Genomic DNA, 16,050 nt, shown 5'->3' with positions numbered 1-16,050 from the left:
GGGGCGGTGCGCGGCCGGTTCCGCGAGGGCAGGCCCGCCCCCTGGTGGTCCCGGCCGTGCGGACGCCACGCCCCCAGGCGCGGTCAGGCCAGCGTCCCGAGGAACCGTACGTGCGGCCGGTCGCCCTCCCGGGTGACGGCGGCCCGTACGCCGTACACATCGGCGATGAGCTGCTCGGTCAGGACCTCGGCGGGGGGCCCGGCCGCCACGACCCGGCCGGTGCGCAGCACCACGACCCGGTCGCAGTACATGGCGGCGAGGTTGAGGTCGTGCAGGGCGACGACGGTGGTGACGGGGAGGTCGGTGACGAGGGCGAGCAGGTCGAGCTGGTGGTGGATGTCGAGGTGGTTGGTGGGCTCGTCCAGCAGGAGTTCGCGCGGTTCCTGGGCGAGCGCGCGGGCGATCTGCACCCGCTGGCGCTCGCCGCCGGACAGGGTGTGCCAGGGCTGTTCGGCACGGTCGGTGAGGCCGGTGCGCTCCAGGGCGGCGCGCACGGCCCGTTCGTCGTGCGCGGAGGCGGGCGTCCACGCGCGGCGGTGCGGGACGCGCCCCAGTCGTACGACGTCCAGGACCGTCAACTCCACCTGGGTGTCGGCCTGTTGCTCGACCACGGCGAGCCGGCGGGCGATCTCCCGGCGGAGCAGGCCCGCGAGGGGTTCGCCGTCGAGCGTGACGACCCCGGCGGTCGGCGCGAGCAGCCCGGCGAGCAGGCGCAGGAGCGTGGACTTTCCGGAGCCGTTCGGGCCCAGGAGGCCCACGGTGGAACCGGGTTCGGGGGCGAGGGTGACGTCGTCCAGGATGAACCGGCCGTCGGCCCGTCGGCGCACCCGCTCGGCGTGCAGGCTCATCGCACCCTCCGGGTCCGGTACAGCACGGCCACGAAGGCCGGGACGCCGATCAGTGAGGTGGCCACGCCCACCGGCACCTCCTGCGGGTCGAGGACGGTGCGGGCCAGCGTGTCGACCCACACCAGGAACACCGCCCCGGCCAGCGCGGTGACCGGAAGCAGCCGGGCGTGGCCCGGTCCGGCCAGGGCGCGGGCGGCGTGCGGCAGGACGAGGCCGACGAAGCCGATGGCCCCGGCCGAGCTCACCAGCGCGGCGGTGAGCAGGGCGGTGACGCACAGCAGCACCAGGCGGGTGCGGGCGACGGACACCCCGAGGGCGGCCGCAGCGTCCTGCCCGAAGGCGAAGGCGTCCAGGACGCGGGCGTACGACAGACACACCACCAGCGCCACGGCCAGCACCGACAGGCACACCCACACGTCGGTCCAGCCGGCGCCGCCGAGCGAGCCGAGCAGCCAGAAGAGGACGCCGCGGGTGGTCTCGGCGTCGGCCGCGGTCAGCACCACGAAGGAGGTGAGCGCGGAGAAGAGCTGCATGGCGGCGACGCCCGCGAGGACGACCCGGTCGGTGCTGCCGCCCAGGGTGTGGCTGAGGAACAGCACCAGCGCGAACGACACCAGCGCGCCGAGGAAGGCCCCCGCGGACACCGACACCGCACCGCCGCCGACGCCCAGGACGACGACGGCCACGGCCCCGGTCGAGGCGCCGGAGGACACTCCGAGGACGAAGGGGTCGGCGAGCGGGTTGCGCAGCAGCGACTGCATCACCGCGCCGCACACGGCGAGTCCGGCCCCGCACACGGCCGCGAGCAGTGTGCGCGGCAGCCGCAGCTGCCACACGATGCCGTCCCGGATCGGCGTCAACTCCGAGGTGCCGACGCCGAGATGGGCCGCGACGACGGACCACACGTCGGCGACGCGGATGTCGGCCGGGCCGATGGTGATCGCGACGGCGAGGGAGCAGCACAGCAGGACGGTGCCCGCCGTGCCCAGCACAAGCCCGCGCAGGGTCACTTCACGAGCCCGAACTCACGCAGGGCCGCGGCCACTTGCTCGACGCCTTCTACCGTGCGGATGGTCGGGTTCATGGCCTGCCCGCTGAGCAGCACGTAACGCTTGTGCTTGACGGCGGTCATGTTCTTCGTGACGGGGTCGGACTCCAGGAACGCGATCTTCTTCGCCGCGGACTCGGCGGTCTGCGACTTGCGGGTCAGGTCGCCGATGACGAGGACGTCGGGGTCGCGGTCGGCCACGGTCTCCCAGTTGATCTGTGGCCACTCCTCGTGCGTGTCGTCGAAGACGTTCCGCGCGCCGAGGGCGCGGGTCATGACGCCGGGGGCGCCGCAGCATCCGGCCATGTAGGGCGACTCGGAGTTGGCGAACCAGTAGAGCAGGGTGACGTCCGAGGCGTCGATGCCCGAAGTGGCCTTCGCCATCCGCGTCTTGAGGCTCGCGACGAGCTTCTCGCCCCGCTCCTCCACGCCGAACACCTTGGCGAGGTCGCGGACTTCGCCGTACACGTCGTCGATGGTCAGCGGGGTGTCGCGGACGCCGTCGCCGCCCCCGGAGTTGTCCTTGCCCACGCAGTCGGACGGGGAGACGTAGGTCGGGACGCCGAGCTTCTCGAACTGCTCGCGGCCGGCGACGCCGCCCTTGCCCAGGGTGGAGACGAAGGAGGCGGTGACGAAGTCGGGTTCGGTCTCCAGGACCCGTTCGAAGGACGGGTTGTTCTCGGCGATCCTCGGCACCTTCGCGTTCGCCTTCGCCAGTCCCTTCAGCACGGGGTCGGTCCAGGTCGCGGTCCCGGCCATGCGGTCGGCGAGGCCGAGGGAGAGCAGGATCTCGGTGGTGCCCTGGTTGAGGGAGACGGCGCGCCGCGGCGGCTGTTCGACGCGGACGGAGTGCCCGCAGTTGTCGAGGGTGACGGCGGCCTTGGCATCGGTGGCGGCACTGTCGTCGCCGCAGCCGGTCAGGAGCAGGGTGGAGGCCGCGAGCAGGGCGGCGGGGCGGGTGAGACGTGCGAAGGGCACGGGGTTTGTCCTCAGTCGTCGAGGGCTCGAACGCGGAGCCCGGTCGTACGGTGCTCCCCCGCCGTGCGTCGACCGCGGGGGCCGCCAGCAGGTCTTCGGACTCGGGTTCACCCGGGTCGGAGCGCCTTCCCGGACGACGTACGCCGTCCAGTGGCCGAGGCCCCGCCCGTCACCCTCACCGCTGCGCGTCAGCTCCGGATTCGCACCGGATTCCCTGACCCACGTTCATGGGTTCGACTGGCTTCGGCAAGCTATCACGCGGCCGCCGGGAATCACCGGGCGCCGTCGGCCGTTGTGCGGTCGAGAGCCCTGTCATGAGGTCGAGGAGGCCCACCGGTGTACGGCGACGACGAGACGGTCCGCAAGATCCTCACGGAACTCGGCGACACCTGGGCCGTGGTGGGCCTGTCGACGAACCGGCGGCGCGCCGCCTACGGCGTGGCCGAGGTGCTCCAGCGCTACGGCAAGCGCGTGGTGCCCGTCCACCCCAAGGCGGAGACGGTGCACGGCGAGCAGGGCTACGCCTGCCTCGCGGACATCCCCTTCGACGTGGACGTCGTCGATGTCTTCGTCAACAGCGAGCTGGCCGGGCCGATCGCCGACGAGGCGGTGGCCAAGGGCGCCAAGGCTGTGTGGTTCCAGCTCGGCGTCCTCGACGACGCCGCGTACGAGCGCACCCGCGCCGCCGGCCTCGACATGGTCATGGACCGCTGCCCGGCCATCGAGATTCCCCGGCTGCGCTGAGCACCCCCGGTGGCCGGTCCGGACAGGAACGTCGCGTAGACATGGACGGTCCGCACCCGCGCCCCGAGGAAGAAGCCGATGCACGAGCCCGCCCCTTGCTGTATGCCGTCCGCCGGGAGCGGCCCGGCCAAGCCGCTGCGCATCGCACCGCCGGCGCCGGCCGTCGCCGGGTCCACGGACGGCATGGTCCTGCTTCCCGGTGGCGAGTTCCTGATGGGCGCCGAGGACGCCGAGGGGTTCCCGGCCGACGGTGAGGGCCCGGTGCGGGCCGTGCGCGTGGACGCCTTCCGTATCGACGCCTGTGCGGTGACCAACGACGCGTTCGCCGCGTTCGTCTCCGACACCGGGCACATCACCGACGCCGAGCGCCTGGACTGGTCGTACGTCTTCGCCGGGTTCCTGCCGGGCGCCCTGCGCCGGGACGCGCCGCGGCCCGAGCAGGCCCCTTGGTGGTGTGCGGTCACGGGGGCGGCCTGGAACCGGCCGGAGGGTCCCGGGAGTGACCTCGCGGGCCGCGGTGACCATCCGGTGGTCCATGTGTCCTGGTACGACGCCGCCGCCTATGCGGCCTGGGCGGGCAAGCGGCTGCCCACCGAGGCCGAGTGGGAGTACGCGGCCCGCGGCGGCCTGGAGCAGCGGCGCTACCCCTGGGGCGACGAACTGAACCCCGACGGCGCCTACCGCTGCAACATCTGGCGGGGCACCTTCCCCACCAAGAACACCGCCGACGACGGCTACCGCGGCACCGCGCCCGTGGACGCCTTCGAGCCCAACGGCTTCGGCCTGTACAACACTTCGGGCAATGTGTGGGAGTGGTGCGCGGACTGGTGGAGCACGGAGCGCCGCGGGGCGGTGAACCCGGCCGGACCGGCCGAGGGCACCGCCAAGGTGATCCGCGGCGGCTCCCACATGTGCCACGCCTCCTACTGCAACCGTTACCGCGTCGCCGCCCGCAGCTCCAACACCCCGGACAGTTCCAGCGGCCACGCGGGCTTCCGGTGCGCACGCGACGCGTGACTCCGGCGACTCCCCGTACCGCGCCGGGCCCCCACATAATGCTCGGGTGACCACGACCCCCCACCCCAACTCCCGTGCCGCACAACGCTTTCCGGTCGTCATCGTCGGCGCCGGACCCGCCGGGCTGACCCTCGGCAACATCCTGCGGGCCGCCTCCGTCGACTGTCTGGTCCTGGAGACCGAGAGCCGTGCGTTCATCGAGCAGCGGCCCAGGGCCGGTGTCCTGGAGGAGTGGGCGGTACGCGGGCTCGAACAGCGCGGCCTCGCGGACAACCTGCTGGCGCGGGGGCAGGTGCACAACGAGTGCGAGTTCCGGTTCGCCGGGGAGCGCTACCGGTTGGCGTACGCCGAGCTGACAGGTCATCACCATTTCGTCTATCCACAGCCGTTGCTCGTCACGGACCTGGTGCGGGAGTACGCGGACGTGCGCGGCGGCGCCGTCCGGTTCGGCGTGCGGGACGTCGAGCTGCACGACCTGGACACGGGTCGCCCCTCGGTGTCGTACATCTGCCGGGAGTCGGGGCAACGGCAGGTCGTCCACTGCGACTTCGTGGCGGGCTGCGACGGGGCGCGCGGGGTGACGCGGGCCGCGGTGCCGGCCGGGCGGGCCCGTGTCTCCCGGTACGACTACGGCATCGGCTGGCTGGCGCTGCTGGCGGAGGCGCCGCCGTCCAACGACTGTGTCGTGTTCGGCATGCATCCGCGCGGATTCGCCGGGCACATGGCCCGCAGTCCGGAGGTGACCCGCTACTACCTGGAGTGCCTGCCCGGCGACGACCCGGAGAACTGGTCGCACGAACGAGTGTGGGCCGAGCTCCAGGAGCGGCTCGGCGCGGCCGGCGCGCCACGGCTGACGGAGGGCCGGCTGATCGAGAAGCGCGTGCTGGACATGCACAGTTACGTCGTCGAGCCCATGGCGTTCGGCCGGCTCTTCCTGGCCGGGGACGCGGCCCACCTCACGGCGCCGATCGCGGCCAAGGGCATGAACCTCGCCCTGCACGACGCCTTCGTGCTGGGCGATGCCCTGGTCGCCGCGCTCACCAAGGGCGACACCACCGGCCTCGACGGCTACTCACGGGCCTGTCTGGGGCGGGTGTGGGACTACCAGGAGTTCTCGCAGTGGCTCTCCGAGGTGTACCACGGCACGTCCTCGGGCGATCCGCACCGCGCGGGCACCGCCCGGGCCCGGCTGCGCCGCCTGTTCGGCTCTCCGTCGGCGGCCCTGGCGTTCGCCGAGCAGTACCTCGGCAAGAACGCCGTCCACTGATCCGCCCGTCGCCCGGGTCAGGCGACGCCGAGCCCCTCCAGCACCACGGCCCCGGGCAGCTCGGCGAATGCCTTCCCCGGCACCAGCAGCTTGCCGCGCCGGCGTCCGCTGCCCACCAGGACGTAGGGCAGATCGACGACGGCGGAGTCCACCAGCACCGGCCAGTCGGCGGGCAGCCCGATGGGCGTGATGCCGCCGTACTCCATGCCGGTCTCGCCGGTGGCCGTGTCCATCGGGGCGAAGGAGGCCTTGCGGGCGCCGAGTTGGCGGCGTACGGCGCCATTGACGTCGACCCGGGTGGTGGACAGCACCACACAGGCCGCGAGGCTGCTCTCACCGCCCCGCTTCCCGGCCACCACCACGCAGTTGGCGGACTGCTCCAGCAGCTCCTTGCCGTAGTGCTCCACGAAGACGGCCGTGTCGGCCCACTGGGGGTCGGTCTCGACGTAGAGGATCTGGTCGGCCGGGACGGCGCCGCTCCAGCGACGCACGGCGTCGGCGACCGGGTCGGTCAGCTCGTCGAGGCAGTCGGGGGCGGGGGTGGCGGTGTCGAAGTCTCCGATCGGTGCGCGCATGGCCGCACCGTAACAGCCGTACGCCGACGGCCGCCGGGGCGTCTCAGCGCACGGGCGGCACCGAGACGCACAGCACCATCTCCATCGGGACGTCGCCCGGGTTGGCGTAGGTGTGAGGCGCGTTGGCGTCGAAGGAGGCGCTGGAGCCCGCCGGTACGCGGTACTCGACGCCGTCGACGGTGAGCGCGAGCTCCCCGGCCGTGACGTGGACCAGCTCGACGGTGCCGACCGGGTGCGGGTCGGAGGAGCTGTCCTCGCCCGGCATGATCTTCCAGTTCCACAGCTCCAGCGGTCCGGGCGCCTCGGTGCCGGCGAGCAGCCGGCTGTAGCTGCCCGCGTCCGTGTGCCACAGCCGTACCGCCTGCTCGGCGGGGACGATCCGCACCTTCGGGCCCTGCTCGTAGTCGAGCAGCGTGGTGATGCTGATGCCCAGCGCGTCACCGATCTTGACCACGGTGCCCAGGCTGGGGTTCGTCCGGGCCTGCTCGATCTGGATGAGCATGCCGCGGCTGACACCGGCACGCGCCGCGAGCGCGTCCAGCGTGAAGCCGCGCTCGGCGCGCCAACGCTTGACGTTGCGCGCCAGGCACTGGGTCAGCAGGTCGAGGTCCGACACAATTCATCCCATTCCGGAGTCCAATATTCTGGATGACTGGGTTCAACCCTATGCACTACGGTGTGGTGCACATGATCGTGCACCGAACTGTACTGCGAGGCGACCCGTGACAGCATTCTTCGCCCTGGCCACGAGCCTGCTCTGGGGGCTGGCCGACTTCGGCGGAGGACTGCTGACCCGGCGCCTCCCGGCCCTCACGGTGGTCGTCGTCTCGCAGACGATCGCGGCCGTCGTCCTCGGCGCGGTGGTGGTGGCCACGGGCGGCTGGAGCGAGGCCGGGCCCCGCCTGTGGTTCGCCGTGGGGGCGGGGCTGATCGGCCCGATCGCGATTCTCTGCTTCTACGAGGCACTCGCCCGTGGGCCCATGGGCGTCGTCTCCCCGCTCACCACGCTCAGCGTCGCCGTCCCCGTCTCCGTCGGGCTCCTGCTCGGCGAGCGCCCCGGCCTGGTCCAGATCGCGGGCATCGCGGTCGCCGTGACGGGCGTGGTCCTCGCGGGCGGGCCACAGCGCGGCGGCGGCTCGGTGGAGCGGCGCACCATCGTCCTCACCCTGTCCGGCGCGTTCGGCTTCGGCCTGTGCGTCGCGCTGATCAGCGAGGCGTCCACCACGGTGACCGGCCTGTTCCTCGCCCTGTTCGTACAGCGTCTGACCAACGTCCTCGTGGGCGGTACGGCTCTGTACGTCTCGGTGCGGCGCGGCTCCGTAGCCCTGCCGCAGGGCGGCTTCCCCTGGGGCACGCTGCCCGCGCTCGCCTTCGTGGGCCTCGCCGACGTCGCCGCGAACGGCACCTACTCCGTAGCCGCCCAGCACGGCCCGGTGACCGTGGCCGCCGTACTGGCCTCCCTGTATCCCGTGGTGACCGCGGTGGCCGCGCGCGGCATCCTCGGCGAACGGCTGCGCGGAGTACAGGCGGCGGGCGCGGGCCTGGCCCTGACGGGCACGCTGCTGCTGGCCACCGGCTGAGCCCCGATCAGGACGACTCGGCGTCCAGCTCGGCCAGCCGCGCCACCGACTCCTCGTCCAGGTCGGCCAGCGCCTGAAGCTGCTCCGGAGTGATCCCGTCCGGTATCGGCACCGGCGCCGGCGTCCGCAGCGGCGGCTGCCAGCCCTCGGCCGGCGTCCAGCGGCGTACGACCCGGGCGGGTGCCCCCGCCACCACGGCGTGGTCCGGCACCGTGCCGCGGACCACGGCCCCGGCCGCCACCACGACGTTCCGCCCGATCCGCGCGCCCGGCAGGATCACGGCCCCGGTGCCTATCCAGCAGCCCGGCCCGATCGACACCGGCTCCATCCGCGGCCACTGCTTGCCGATCGGCTCGTGCGGATCGTCGTAGGAGTGGTTCGTGGACGTGACGTAGACATACGGGCCGAAGTAGCAGTCGCTGCCGATGGTGACCGTCGTGTCGGCGATGACATGGCTGCCGCGGCCGAGGACCACGCCGTCGCCTATGCGCAGGATCGGTTCGGGGCCGAGGTCGAGGTCGGGCATCAGGCCCGCGGTCAGCGTGACCTGTTCGCCGACGATGCAGTGGGAGCCCAGGTGGATCCAGGGCTCGCCGAAGACGGTGCCGAGCGGGAAGGCGAGCCGGGTGGCCTCGCCGATCGCGCCGAAGCGGAAGCGGCCGGGGCGCTCGGCCGTCACCGAACCCGTGCGCTGCACCCAGGCCCAGCCCGCGTGGACGGCGCGCTGAGCGAGGCGGTGTCGCCAGGATGAGAACGTGTTCTTGCGCTTCGGCACGCGCTTACGGTACTGAGCGCGCGGCGCCCGTATGACGTCGAAGGGCTGTGATCTTCGCCCCAACGGGTGGCGTACGGTGACGTGTACCACGTGATCAGGAGGCGATGATGATCAAGGGCATCGGCGGCCGGGAGCCGAAGATCGACGAGAGCGTGTTCGTGGCGCCCACGGCCGCGGTGATCGGGGACGTGACCCTGGAGGCGGGCGCGAGCGTCTGGTACGGCGCGGTCGTGCGCGGCGACGTCGAGCGGATCTCCGTCGGGGCGCAGAGCAACATCCAGGACAACTGCACGCTGCATGCCGACCCCGGCTTCCCCGTCACGATCGGCGAGCGGGTCTCCGTGGGACACAACGCCGTGGTGCACGGGGCGACCGTCGGGGACGACTGCCTGGTCGGCATGGGCGCGACGGTGCTGAACGGCGCGGTGATCGGGGCAGGGTCACTGGTCGCGGCGCAGGCCCTGGTGCCGCAGGGGATGCAGGTGCCGCCCGGATCGCTGGTCGCCGGGGTCCCGGCGAAGGTGCGGCGGGAGCTGACGGAGGAGGAGCGTCAGGGCGTCACACTGAACGGCACGATGTACGCGGAGCTGGCGAAGGCGCACGGCGAGGTGCGCGAGACGCCGTGAGGCTCAGTCGGTGGCCGCCACCGGCTCGGGCTCCGGCTCGGCCACCGTCTTCTCCGCCGCCGCGTTCTTGGCCTTCCGCTTCAGCACCAGCATCGACGTGAGGCCCACCAGAACCGCCGCGACCAGCCCCAGCCAGGAGAACCGCTTCAGCCACTCCTCGGCGACGATCCCGACGTAGTAGATGACCGCCGTCGTACCGCCCGCCCACACGATGCCGCCGAGGACGTTGGCGATCAGGAACTTCCAGTACGGCATCCGCAGCACGCCCGCGAGCGGCCCGGCGAAGATGCGCAGCAGGGCGACGAAGCGGCCGAAGAAGACGGCCCACATGCCCCACTTCTGGAAGGAGCGCTCGGCCGTGGCGATGTGCCCCTCGCCGAAATGCCGGGGGAACTTCTTGCCGAGCCAGGCCAGCAGGGGGCGTCCGCCCTTGCGGCCGATGGCGTAGCCGATGGAGTCGCCGACGATGGCACCGGCGGTGGCACAGGCGCCCAGGATGACGGGGTTGATGTCACCGTGCTGCGAGGCGAGCAGCGCCGAGGAGACCAGGATGATCTCACCGGGCAGCGGGATCCCGAGGCTCTCCAGCCCGATGACCAGGCCCACCAGCAGATAGATGGCGAGCGGGGGCACCGTTTCGAGCCATTCCTGGACGTGCAACGCCAGTTCCTCCCATTCGCGTCCTGCATTCCCGGCGCGCGCCTCGCACGGGCGCACGCCGGGAAGCCTACCGGGTCACCCTGTGCCGCCCGCGCCCCACAGGTCGCACTGGTGTTCCTGGTACACGGTCGTGCTCGGGGTGTTACCGCCCGCGGACACCGTGCGCAGGGAGAGCACGGTTCCCGAGGCACCGTCGGGCATGGCGGGCTGTCCGGCGGCCCGCGGGATCCCGGTGCGGACGAAGGAGCCCCAGTACTGGGTCATCTGCCGCGCCAGCACCTTCTGCTCGGCGTTCAGCGGGCTGGTGAGGCCGAAGTGCTTGAAGAGGTACTGCACCTCGTTGACATGGGTGGCACCGAAGTCGAAGTCGGTGTCCAGCTCGCGCAGCGAGGCGAAGGGCGGAGAGGTGCGGTCGGCGAACTCGTACGCGAAGACCGGGCCGCGTCCGGCAAGGCTGCCGTCGAGCCGCAGCGCCGGGCAGGCGAAGAGCATGTCGCCCAGCGCGGTACCGAAGCCGATGCTCGGGGAGGGCTGGCCGGAGAGCGGGTAGCGGGCCGGCACCTCGTCCCCGAAGACGGAGCTCATGACGGACGGGTACTGCTCCGCCGTCAGCGGTCCGCCCGCCCCGTCGAACGAGGCGAAGGCGAACAGCCGCCCCTCGTCCCGGTTGGCTCCGTTCATCACCGGGATCCGGGCCGCGGCCCCCGACTCGAAGGCCCGCACGGGCTGTACGGGCAGGAAGGCGCCGCCCGTCACCGGGCCCCAGTCGAATCCGTCCTGGGCGGCGAGGACGTCGGCGGCCGACTTGCCCCGCAGACAGGCCACCGTCGTGCAGCCGAGCTTCTCGGCGAAGGCGGCTCCCTGGTCCACGGCCGCCTCGTGCGTCCGGGCGGCGCAGTCGTCGTAGGCGCCGCTCTGGATGATGCCCGCCCGGAACAGGCCCTTCGCCGTCGGTGAGGCCAGCTGGGTGCAGACCGAGCGGCCGCCCGCGGACTCGCCGGCGATGGTGACCCGGGCCGGATCCCCGCCGAAGCGGGCGATGTTGGCGCGCACCCAGCGCAGGGCGGCCTGCTGGTCGAGCATGCCGAAGTTGCCGGAGACCCGGTCGCCGGCCTCGTCGTCGAGGCCGGTCGTGGCGAGGAAACCCATCGCCCCCAGGCGGTAGTTGACGGTCACGACGATCGTGCCGGTCTGCCGGGCGAAGCTGTCCGGGACGACGTCCTGCCCGGCCCCGGCGGTGAGGCCGCCGCCGTGGAACCAGACGAGGACCGCGCGGCGGGCGGAGTCCTCGGGGACGTACACATTGAGGTCGAGGCAGTTCTCGGTATGGCTGGGCTGCTCATAACCGGGGTCCCAACTGGAGCCCTGCACACACTTGTTGCCGAAGTCGTCCGCGTCGCGCACCCCTTGCCAGGGGCGCACCGGCCGCGGCTCCTTCCAGCGGAGCGCGCCGACGGGCGGTTCGGCGTACGGGATGCCGAGGAACTGCCGTCCCTCGGCGGTGGTTTCACCGCGCACCAGGCCGGCCTCGGTCCGGACGACCGGCTCGGCCGCCTGAGCCGCTGCGGGTGTCAGAAGGGCGGCGGCGAGGGCCGCCACCGCGATCACGGCGCGACGTATCACCGGGTCACCTCCACGCTCGTACGCAGCCGCAGGTCGCCCGCGGACGCTCCGACCCACACGGTGCGGCGGCCGGTGCCGAGCACCCAGTCGTGCCGGTCCGGATCCCAGGAGGACAGGGTGCTCCTGGTGATCCGCACGGTGATCCGGCGCCGCTCCCCCGGCCGCAGTGCGAGCCGCCGGTAGCCGCCCAACACCCGTACCGGCTGGTCCAGTTCCAGGTCGGGCGAGGGGCCGACGTACACCTGCGGGACCGCGATCCCCGCGCGCGTGCCGGTGTTGCGGACCGTGAAGCCCACGTCGAGGCCGCGCCGGTGCCGGCGCGCCGACACGCCCTCGTAGCCGAAGGACGTGTACGACAGCCCGTGTCCGAAGGGGAACAGCGGCCGCTCGTCCTCCGCGTCGTACCAGCGGTGTCCGACATGGACGCCCTCCGAGTACTCCTCGACGCCGTCCGCGCCCGGGTAGCGGCGCGGGTCCCCGGCGACCGGGTGACGGTCGTCGTCGACGGGGAAGGTCTGGGTGAGCCGGCCGCCCGGGTCGCAGTCGCCGAACAGGACGGCGGCGGTGGCGGCCGCGCCCTCCTGGCCCGGGTAGTACATCTGGAGCACGGCACCCGTGCGCTCCAGCCAGGGCATCGAGGTCGCCGACGAGGTGTTGAGCACGACGGTCGTCCGCGGGTTCGCCGCCGTCACCGCCTCGATCAGGCCCGCCTGGTTGCCGGGCAGCGCGATCGTCGTGCGGTCCTGGCCCTCGGTGGCGTCCTCGTAGGCGAACAGGACGACATGCCGGGCGGCGCGCGCGGCACGTACGGCCTCGGCGACGTCCTGCGCCCGGGTCGCCCGGGTGATGCGGCGCAGCCGGAACGACTGGCCGCTGTCGCCGCCCTGAGCGGTGATCTTCAGCTCGTGCGTGCCCTTGGCGAGGGTGACGGTCCTGCGGCGCACGGACATGCCGTCGGGCGCGGTCGTGACGAAGCCGCCCATGAAGTACTCGCCCCAGCCGGGCACGAGGGGGAAGAGCTCCTCGCCGTCCAGCACCACCTTGGGGCGGATCGTCGGCGCACCCGAGTAGTGGATGACGAAGGTCCACTCGTCGGCCTCGGTGACGCCGAGCGTGCCCTCGTAGGTCCAGGTCTGCCCGGCCTCCACGCGCCGGCCCTCGCTGTCGAAAGCGGGGGTGAGCGCCGAGGCGGGCACGGCCTTGCCGAAGACGTCCTCGCCGAGCGTGTACGTCACCTCGCCGCCGCGTGCCCTGATGGCGTCGAGGGGGCTGTCGGCGCGGTCGGGCACCACGTGCGCGCTGCCGCCGCCGCTGACGAAGGGCAGGGAGCCGGTCTGGCCGATCACCGCGATGCCGCCCTCTTCGGTCAGCGGCAGGGTGCCGCGCTCGTTGCGCAGGAGCGTCGCGCCCGCCTTGGCGACCTCCAGCGCCACGGCCGCACCGGCCCGCGCGTCGCGTTCGGGGCGCGGCGGCACCTGTCCGCCGAGGAGCCCGAAGCGGTCCATGACGGACAGGATCCGGCGTACGGCCCGGTCGACGTACCGTTCGGGCACGCTGCCGTTCTCCACGGCCGTCTTCAGTGCCGTACCGAAGTAGGTGCCGTCCGGCATCTCCAGGTCGAGGCCCGCGGTGAGGGCCTTCTCGGTGCTGTGGGCGGCGAACCAGTCGGTCATCACCAGGCCCTGGAATCCCCAGAGTTCGCGCAGGATGCCGGTGAGCAGGGTCTCGTTCTCGCAGGCCCAGGTGCCGTTGACCTTGTTGTAGGCGCCCATCACGGCGCCTGTGCCGGCGGCGACGGCGGCCTCGAAGCCGCGCAGTTCGACCTCGTGCATGGTCCGCTCGTCGACGCGGACGTCGATCGAGTCCCGGTCCTTCTCCTGGTTGTTCATGGCGTAGTGCTTGACGGTGGCGACGAGGCCCTCGCCCTGGATGCCCTCGATCTCGGCGGCGACCAGGTCGGAGGCGAGCAGCGGATCCTCGCTGAAGGTCTCGAAGTTGCGCCCGGCGTACGGGGTGCGGATGAGGTTGACCATCGGGGAGAGCAGCACGTCCTGGCCGAGGGCGCGGCCCTCGTGTCCGATGACGCGGCCGTAGCGGCGGGCCAGCTCCGGGTCGAAGGCGGAGGCCAGCAGGACGGGGGCGGGCAGGGCGGTGGCGTGCGCGGTGGCGTGCGCGGTGACGCGGACGCCGGCCGGGCCGTCGGCGAGGCGGAGCGGGGGGATGCCGAGGCGCTTCACTCCGGGGATGTAGCCCGCCTGGCCGAGCGGGTCGGGGTCGGTGGCGCCGTGCAGGAGGGAGATCTTCTCGTCGAGGGTGAGTTTCGCCAGGAGCCCTTCGACGCGCGGGGCGGCGGGCCGGTCGGGTCTGCTGCGGGCGTGGGCGGTGAGGGGCATCAGGCCGCCCGTGGCCACGGCGGCGACGGCGATGGCGCCGCTCAGCAGCCGCAGGGCGGATCGCCGGGAAACAGTGTCGGTCATGGAGCCGTCACTCCTTCGGTGTGCGGGCACGACGATGTGAACCGCGGTTGCGCGACGGCGCCCCGGTTGTGTTCGCCCTCTGAACGCACTATGCGTCAGACCGACTTGACACCCCGTGAGAAACGCCACCGGCGCGTCGGACCGTAGAACCGGCGGTGACTCGTGTCAACGATCCGAACAGGAAACGGCTGTTCGTCGACAAGAAACGAAGACGGGGCCGCCCCCGGCGGGGCGGCCCCGGAACGCGCTCGGCCTAGGACAGGAGGCCGTCGAGAGGTGCGGTGACGGTGTCGGCGACCGTCGACACGAGGGTCACGGCACCGGCCGGGTCGATTTCCTGGCGCTGCTCGGGCTCCGCGCCGGAGCCGACCTGGGCGACCCGCGTCTCGTACGGCCCCTCCCCGGCCGGGGGCTCGTCCGTGTGCGAAGGGCTCTCGGTGTCGGGCGCGCGTCGCGGCTCGGCCTCCCCCGACTCCTGCCGCTTCGGTTCGGCACCCCCGGCATCGAGCAGCCACCGCTGCCCCGTGGAGCCGTCCCGCTCGGTGACGACCACATGCCCGTCGTCGCCCGGCGCGACGGCCAGCCCCTTGCCGCGGCGCGGCAGGAGTTCGCCGTGGACGGTGTAGTCGTAGCGGACCTCACCGGTATGGACCAGGCAGTCGGCGAGAAGGACCACTCCGTCGTCCGCTCGGGCCTGGGCTTCGGCGTCGAGGCAGAGGGTGGGGTCGGCGACGCTGCGCAGCAGACCGTCGTCGCGGTACGACCACTGCTGGGAACCGGCGGACGAGCAGCCCGCCAGCACGGTGACCGCACCGGCGCGGACCGCACCGTCCTGGAGGTCGAGGCAGAGGCCGGTGCCGAGGTTGCGCAGCCTGCCGTGGCCGAGTTCGACGGGCCGGCTCGCGGAGGCCGCCGTCGGGGTGCCGGGCGGGGCGCTCGGGCGGACGGTGCTGCCACTGGGGGCGCCCCAGGTGGCATGGGGGCCGGGGACACCGTTGTCATCGGACCGGCCGTGGGCGACGAGCAGGGTCGTGAGCAGGGCGAGGGCCATCAGGCCGACGCCCGCGACGGCCTTCGGGCGTCCGCGGCTCGGGGTGAACGGCCGGGCCGGGGTGGGGCGATGGCGTCCGCCGCGCGGACGGACGGGCGCCACGGTCCGGGCGGGGCGCGAGTCGAGATAGCGCCGGGCGCCCCAGCCGAGGACCGTCTCGGCGAGCAGGTCCCCGAGGCCGCCCTCGAAGTGGCTGAGCTGTTCGGCGGCGTGACGGCAGTACCGGCACTCGGTGAGGTGCTGACGCACGTCGGCCAGGAGGGTGCCCCCGCGGCGCAGGGGAACCTCCAGAAGGCGGTTGTGGAAGCGGCATTCCCGGGTGGGCGCGAGTTCGCGGTGGGCGCGTACGCAGGCCGCGCGGAATTGGTCGCGCGCCTGCTCCAGTGCCGCCGATGCCGTGGCGTCGTCCACGCCCAGCAGACCGGCCGGTACGGATATGGGTTCCGCCTCGACCTCGGTGTGCCACAGCAGGCATTGCGAGGCGCCGGGAAGGGCCCGGAATGCGTGCTCGGCAAGACGCCGCCTTTCGGGCGTCACCGACCTCGCCGCACGCAGTCCGCGGCCTCCGGTCGGTTTGCGGAGTTCCGGCAGCACGGCGGAAATACGGTCCTCGGCCGCCCACTCCTTGACCGTCTCCCGTACGGCGACGAGTAGTTGCGGGCGCAGTGCGCCGCCGGACGGCTTCGCGAGTACCCGGTGGAATGCGGCGGCTGCCGCCATGGCGGCCGAACTCCCGGGTGAGGCAAGGCAGATCACGGCGTATTCGTGGGCGGCCCGCCAG

At 72.8% G+C, this 16,050-nt stretch carries 15 protein-coding genes and 1 riboswitch; of the genes, 5 read left to right on the top strand and 10 right to left on the bottom strand.

Annotation, left to right across the window (positions count from 1 at the left end):
• Positions 1-83: 83 nt before the first annotated feature.
• The 3 genes from AB0Q90_RS10150 to AB0Q90_RS10140 are packed head-to-tail and all read right to left on the bottom strand — an operon-like array spanning position 84 to position 2,874.
• Positions 84-848 carry an ABC transporter ATP-binding protein gene (locus AB0Q90_RS10150; RefSeq protein WP_363162189.1) on the bottom strand — a complete coding sequence of 255 codons (765 nt, stop codon included), beginning with the start codon at positions 846-848 and terminating at the stop codon, positions 84-86.
• A complete protein-coding gene (locus AB0Q90_RS10145) occupies positions 845-1,858 on the bottom strand; it encodes an iron chelate uptake ABC transporter family permease subunit (RefSeq protein ID WP_363162188.1) in 1,014 nt (337 codons plus the stop codon). Before AB0Q90_RS10145 ends, AB0Q90_RS10150 begins: the two co-directional genes overlap by 4 nt.
• Complete coding sequence (locus tag AB0Q90_RS10140; RefSeq protein WP_363162187.1) at positions 1,855-2,874, bottom strand: ABC transporter substrate-binding protein; 1,020 nt, start codon at positions 2,872-2,874, stop codon at positions 1,855-1,857. The genes AB0Q90_RS10145 and AB0Q90_RS10140 overlap by 4 nt, the downstream gene beginning before the upstream one ends.
• Positions 2,875-2,942: 68 nt before the next feature.
• A riboswitch (cobalamin riboswitch) is annotated at positions 2,943-3,131 on the bottom strand.
• Positions 3,132-3,210: 79 nt separating this feature from the next.
• On the opposite strand from AB0Q90_RS10140, the gene AB0Q90_RS10135 reads away from it, so the two are divergent.
• From AB0Q90_RS10135 to AB0Q90_RS10125, 3 genes are all read left to right on the top strand, one after another.
• On the top strand, positions 3,211-3,618 hold the full coding sequence (locus AB0Q90_RS10135) for a CoA-binding protein (protein ID WP_363162186.1): 408 nt from the start codon (positions 3,211-3,213) through the stop codon (positions 3,616-3,618).
• Between the two features lie 183 nt (positions 3,619-3,801).
• Positions 3,802-4,635, top strand: a complete 834-nt coding sequence (locus AB0Q90_RS10130) for a formylglycine-generating enzyme family protein (protein ID WP_363162301.1) — start codon at positions 3,802-3,804, stop codon at positions 4,633-4,635.
• 46 nt (positions 4,636-4,681) lie between these two features.
• Positions 4,682-5,902 carry a 4-hydroxybenzoate 3-monooxygenase gene (locus AB0Q90_RS10125; protein WP_363162185.1) on the top strand — a complete coding sequence of 407 codons (1,221 nt, stop codon included), beginning with the start codon at positions 4,682-4,684 and terminating at the stop codon, positions 5,900-5,902.
• Positions 5,903-5,919: 17 nt separating this feature from the next.
• Here the strand turns inward: AB0Q90_RS10125 and AB0Q90_RS10120 are convergent, their stop codons facing one another.
• Both AB0Q90_RS10120 and AB0Q90_RS10115 read right to left on the bottom strand, forming a co-directional pair.
• The gene (locus AB0Q90_RS10120) at positions 5,920-6,477 is read right to left on the bottom strand and encodes a YbaK/EbsC family protein (protein ID WP_363162184.1); all 558 of its coding nucleotides are present in this window, start codon (positions 6,475-6,477) and stop codon (positions 5,920-5,922) included.
• Between the two features lie 43 nt (positions 6,478-6,520).
• The gene (locus AB0Q90_RS10115; RefSeq protein WP_363162183.1) at positions 6,521-7,093 is read right to left on the bottom strand and encodes an XRE family transcriptional regulator; all 573 of its coding nucleotides are present in this window, start codon (positions 7,091-7,093) and stop codon (positions 6,521-6,523) included.
• Between the two features lie 106 nt (positions 7,094-7,199).
• Here AB0Q90_RS10115 and AB0Q90_RS10110 point away from each other — a divergent pair, with 106 nt between their 5' ends.
• A complete protein-coding gene (locus tag AB0Q90_RS10110) occupies positions 7,200-8,057 on the top strand; it encodes an EamA family transporter (protein ID WP_363162182.1) in 858 nt (285 codons plus the stop codon).
• A 7-nt stretch (positions 8,058-8,064) separates the two neighbouring features.
• On the opposite strand, the gene AB0Q90_RS10105 is transcribed toward AB0Q90_RS10110, so the two are convergent.
• Positions 8,065-8,832, bottom strand: a complete 768-nt coding sequence (locus AB0Q90_RS10105; RefSeq protein WP_363162181.1) for an acyltransferase — start codon at positions 8,830-8,832, stop codon at positions 8,065-8,067.
• A gap of 107 nt (positions 8,833-8,939) precedes the next feature.
• Between AB0Q90_RS10105 and AB0Q90_RS10100 the strand changes: the two genes are divergently transcribed.
• On the top strand, positions 8,940-9,458 hold the full coding sequence (locus tag AB0Q90_RS10100) for a gamma carbonic anhydrase family protein (protein WP_365732906.1): 519 nt from the start codon (positions 8,940-8,942) through the stop codon (positions 9,456-9,458).
• Positions 9,459-9,461: 3 nt separating this feature from the next.
• On the opposite strand, the gene AB0Q90_RS10095 is transcribed toward AB0Q90_RS10100, so the two are convergent.
• The 4 genes from AB0Q90_RS10095 to AB0Q90_RS10080 all read right to left on the bottom strand — a co-directional run bounded on the left by AB0Q90_RS10095 (position 9,462) and on the right by AB0Q90_RS10080 (position 15,989).
• Positions 9,462-10,118: a DedA family protein gene (locus AB0Q90_RS10095; protein ID WP_363162179.1), complete on the bottom strand. Its 657-nt coding sequence runs from the start codon at positions 10,116-10,118 to the stop codon at positions 9,462-9,464.
• Between the two features lie 75 nt (positions 10,119-10,193).
• The gene (locus AB0Q90_RS10090; RefSeq protein WP_363162178.1) at positions 10,194-11,741 is read right to left on the bottom strand and encodes a carboxylesterase family protein; all 1,548 of its coding nucleotides are present in this window, start codon (positions 11,739-11,741) and stop codon (positions 10,194-10,196) included.
• Entirely contained in the window at positions 11,738-14,218 is a 2,481-nt protein-coding gene (locus AB0Q90_RS10085) for a glycoside hydrolase family 3 C-terminal domain-containing protein (RefSeq protein ID WP_363162177.1), read from the bottom strand. Before AB0Q90_RS10085 ends, AB0Q90_RS10090 begins: the two co-directional genes overlap by 4 nt.
• Positions 14,219-14,471: 253 nt before the next feature.
• Positions 14,472-15,989, bottom strand: coding sequence for an RICIN domain-containing protein (locus AB0Q90_RS10080; protein ID WP_363162176.1), 1,518 nt, complete (start codon positions 15,987-15,989; stop codon positions 14,472-14,474).
• Between the last annotated feature and the right edge of the window lie 61 nt (positions 15,990-16,050).

The organism is Streptomyces sp. NPDC079141, assembly GCF_040686775.1.
Lineage (GTDB): Bacteria > Actinomycetota > Actinomycetes > Streptomycetales > Streptomycetaceae > Streptomyces.
The sequence above is the reverse complement of the archived record's forward strand: the minus strand, read 5'-3'. Positions and strand labels throughout refer to the sequence as shown.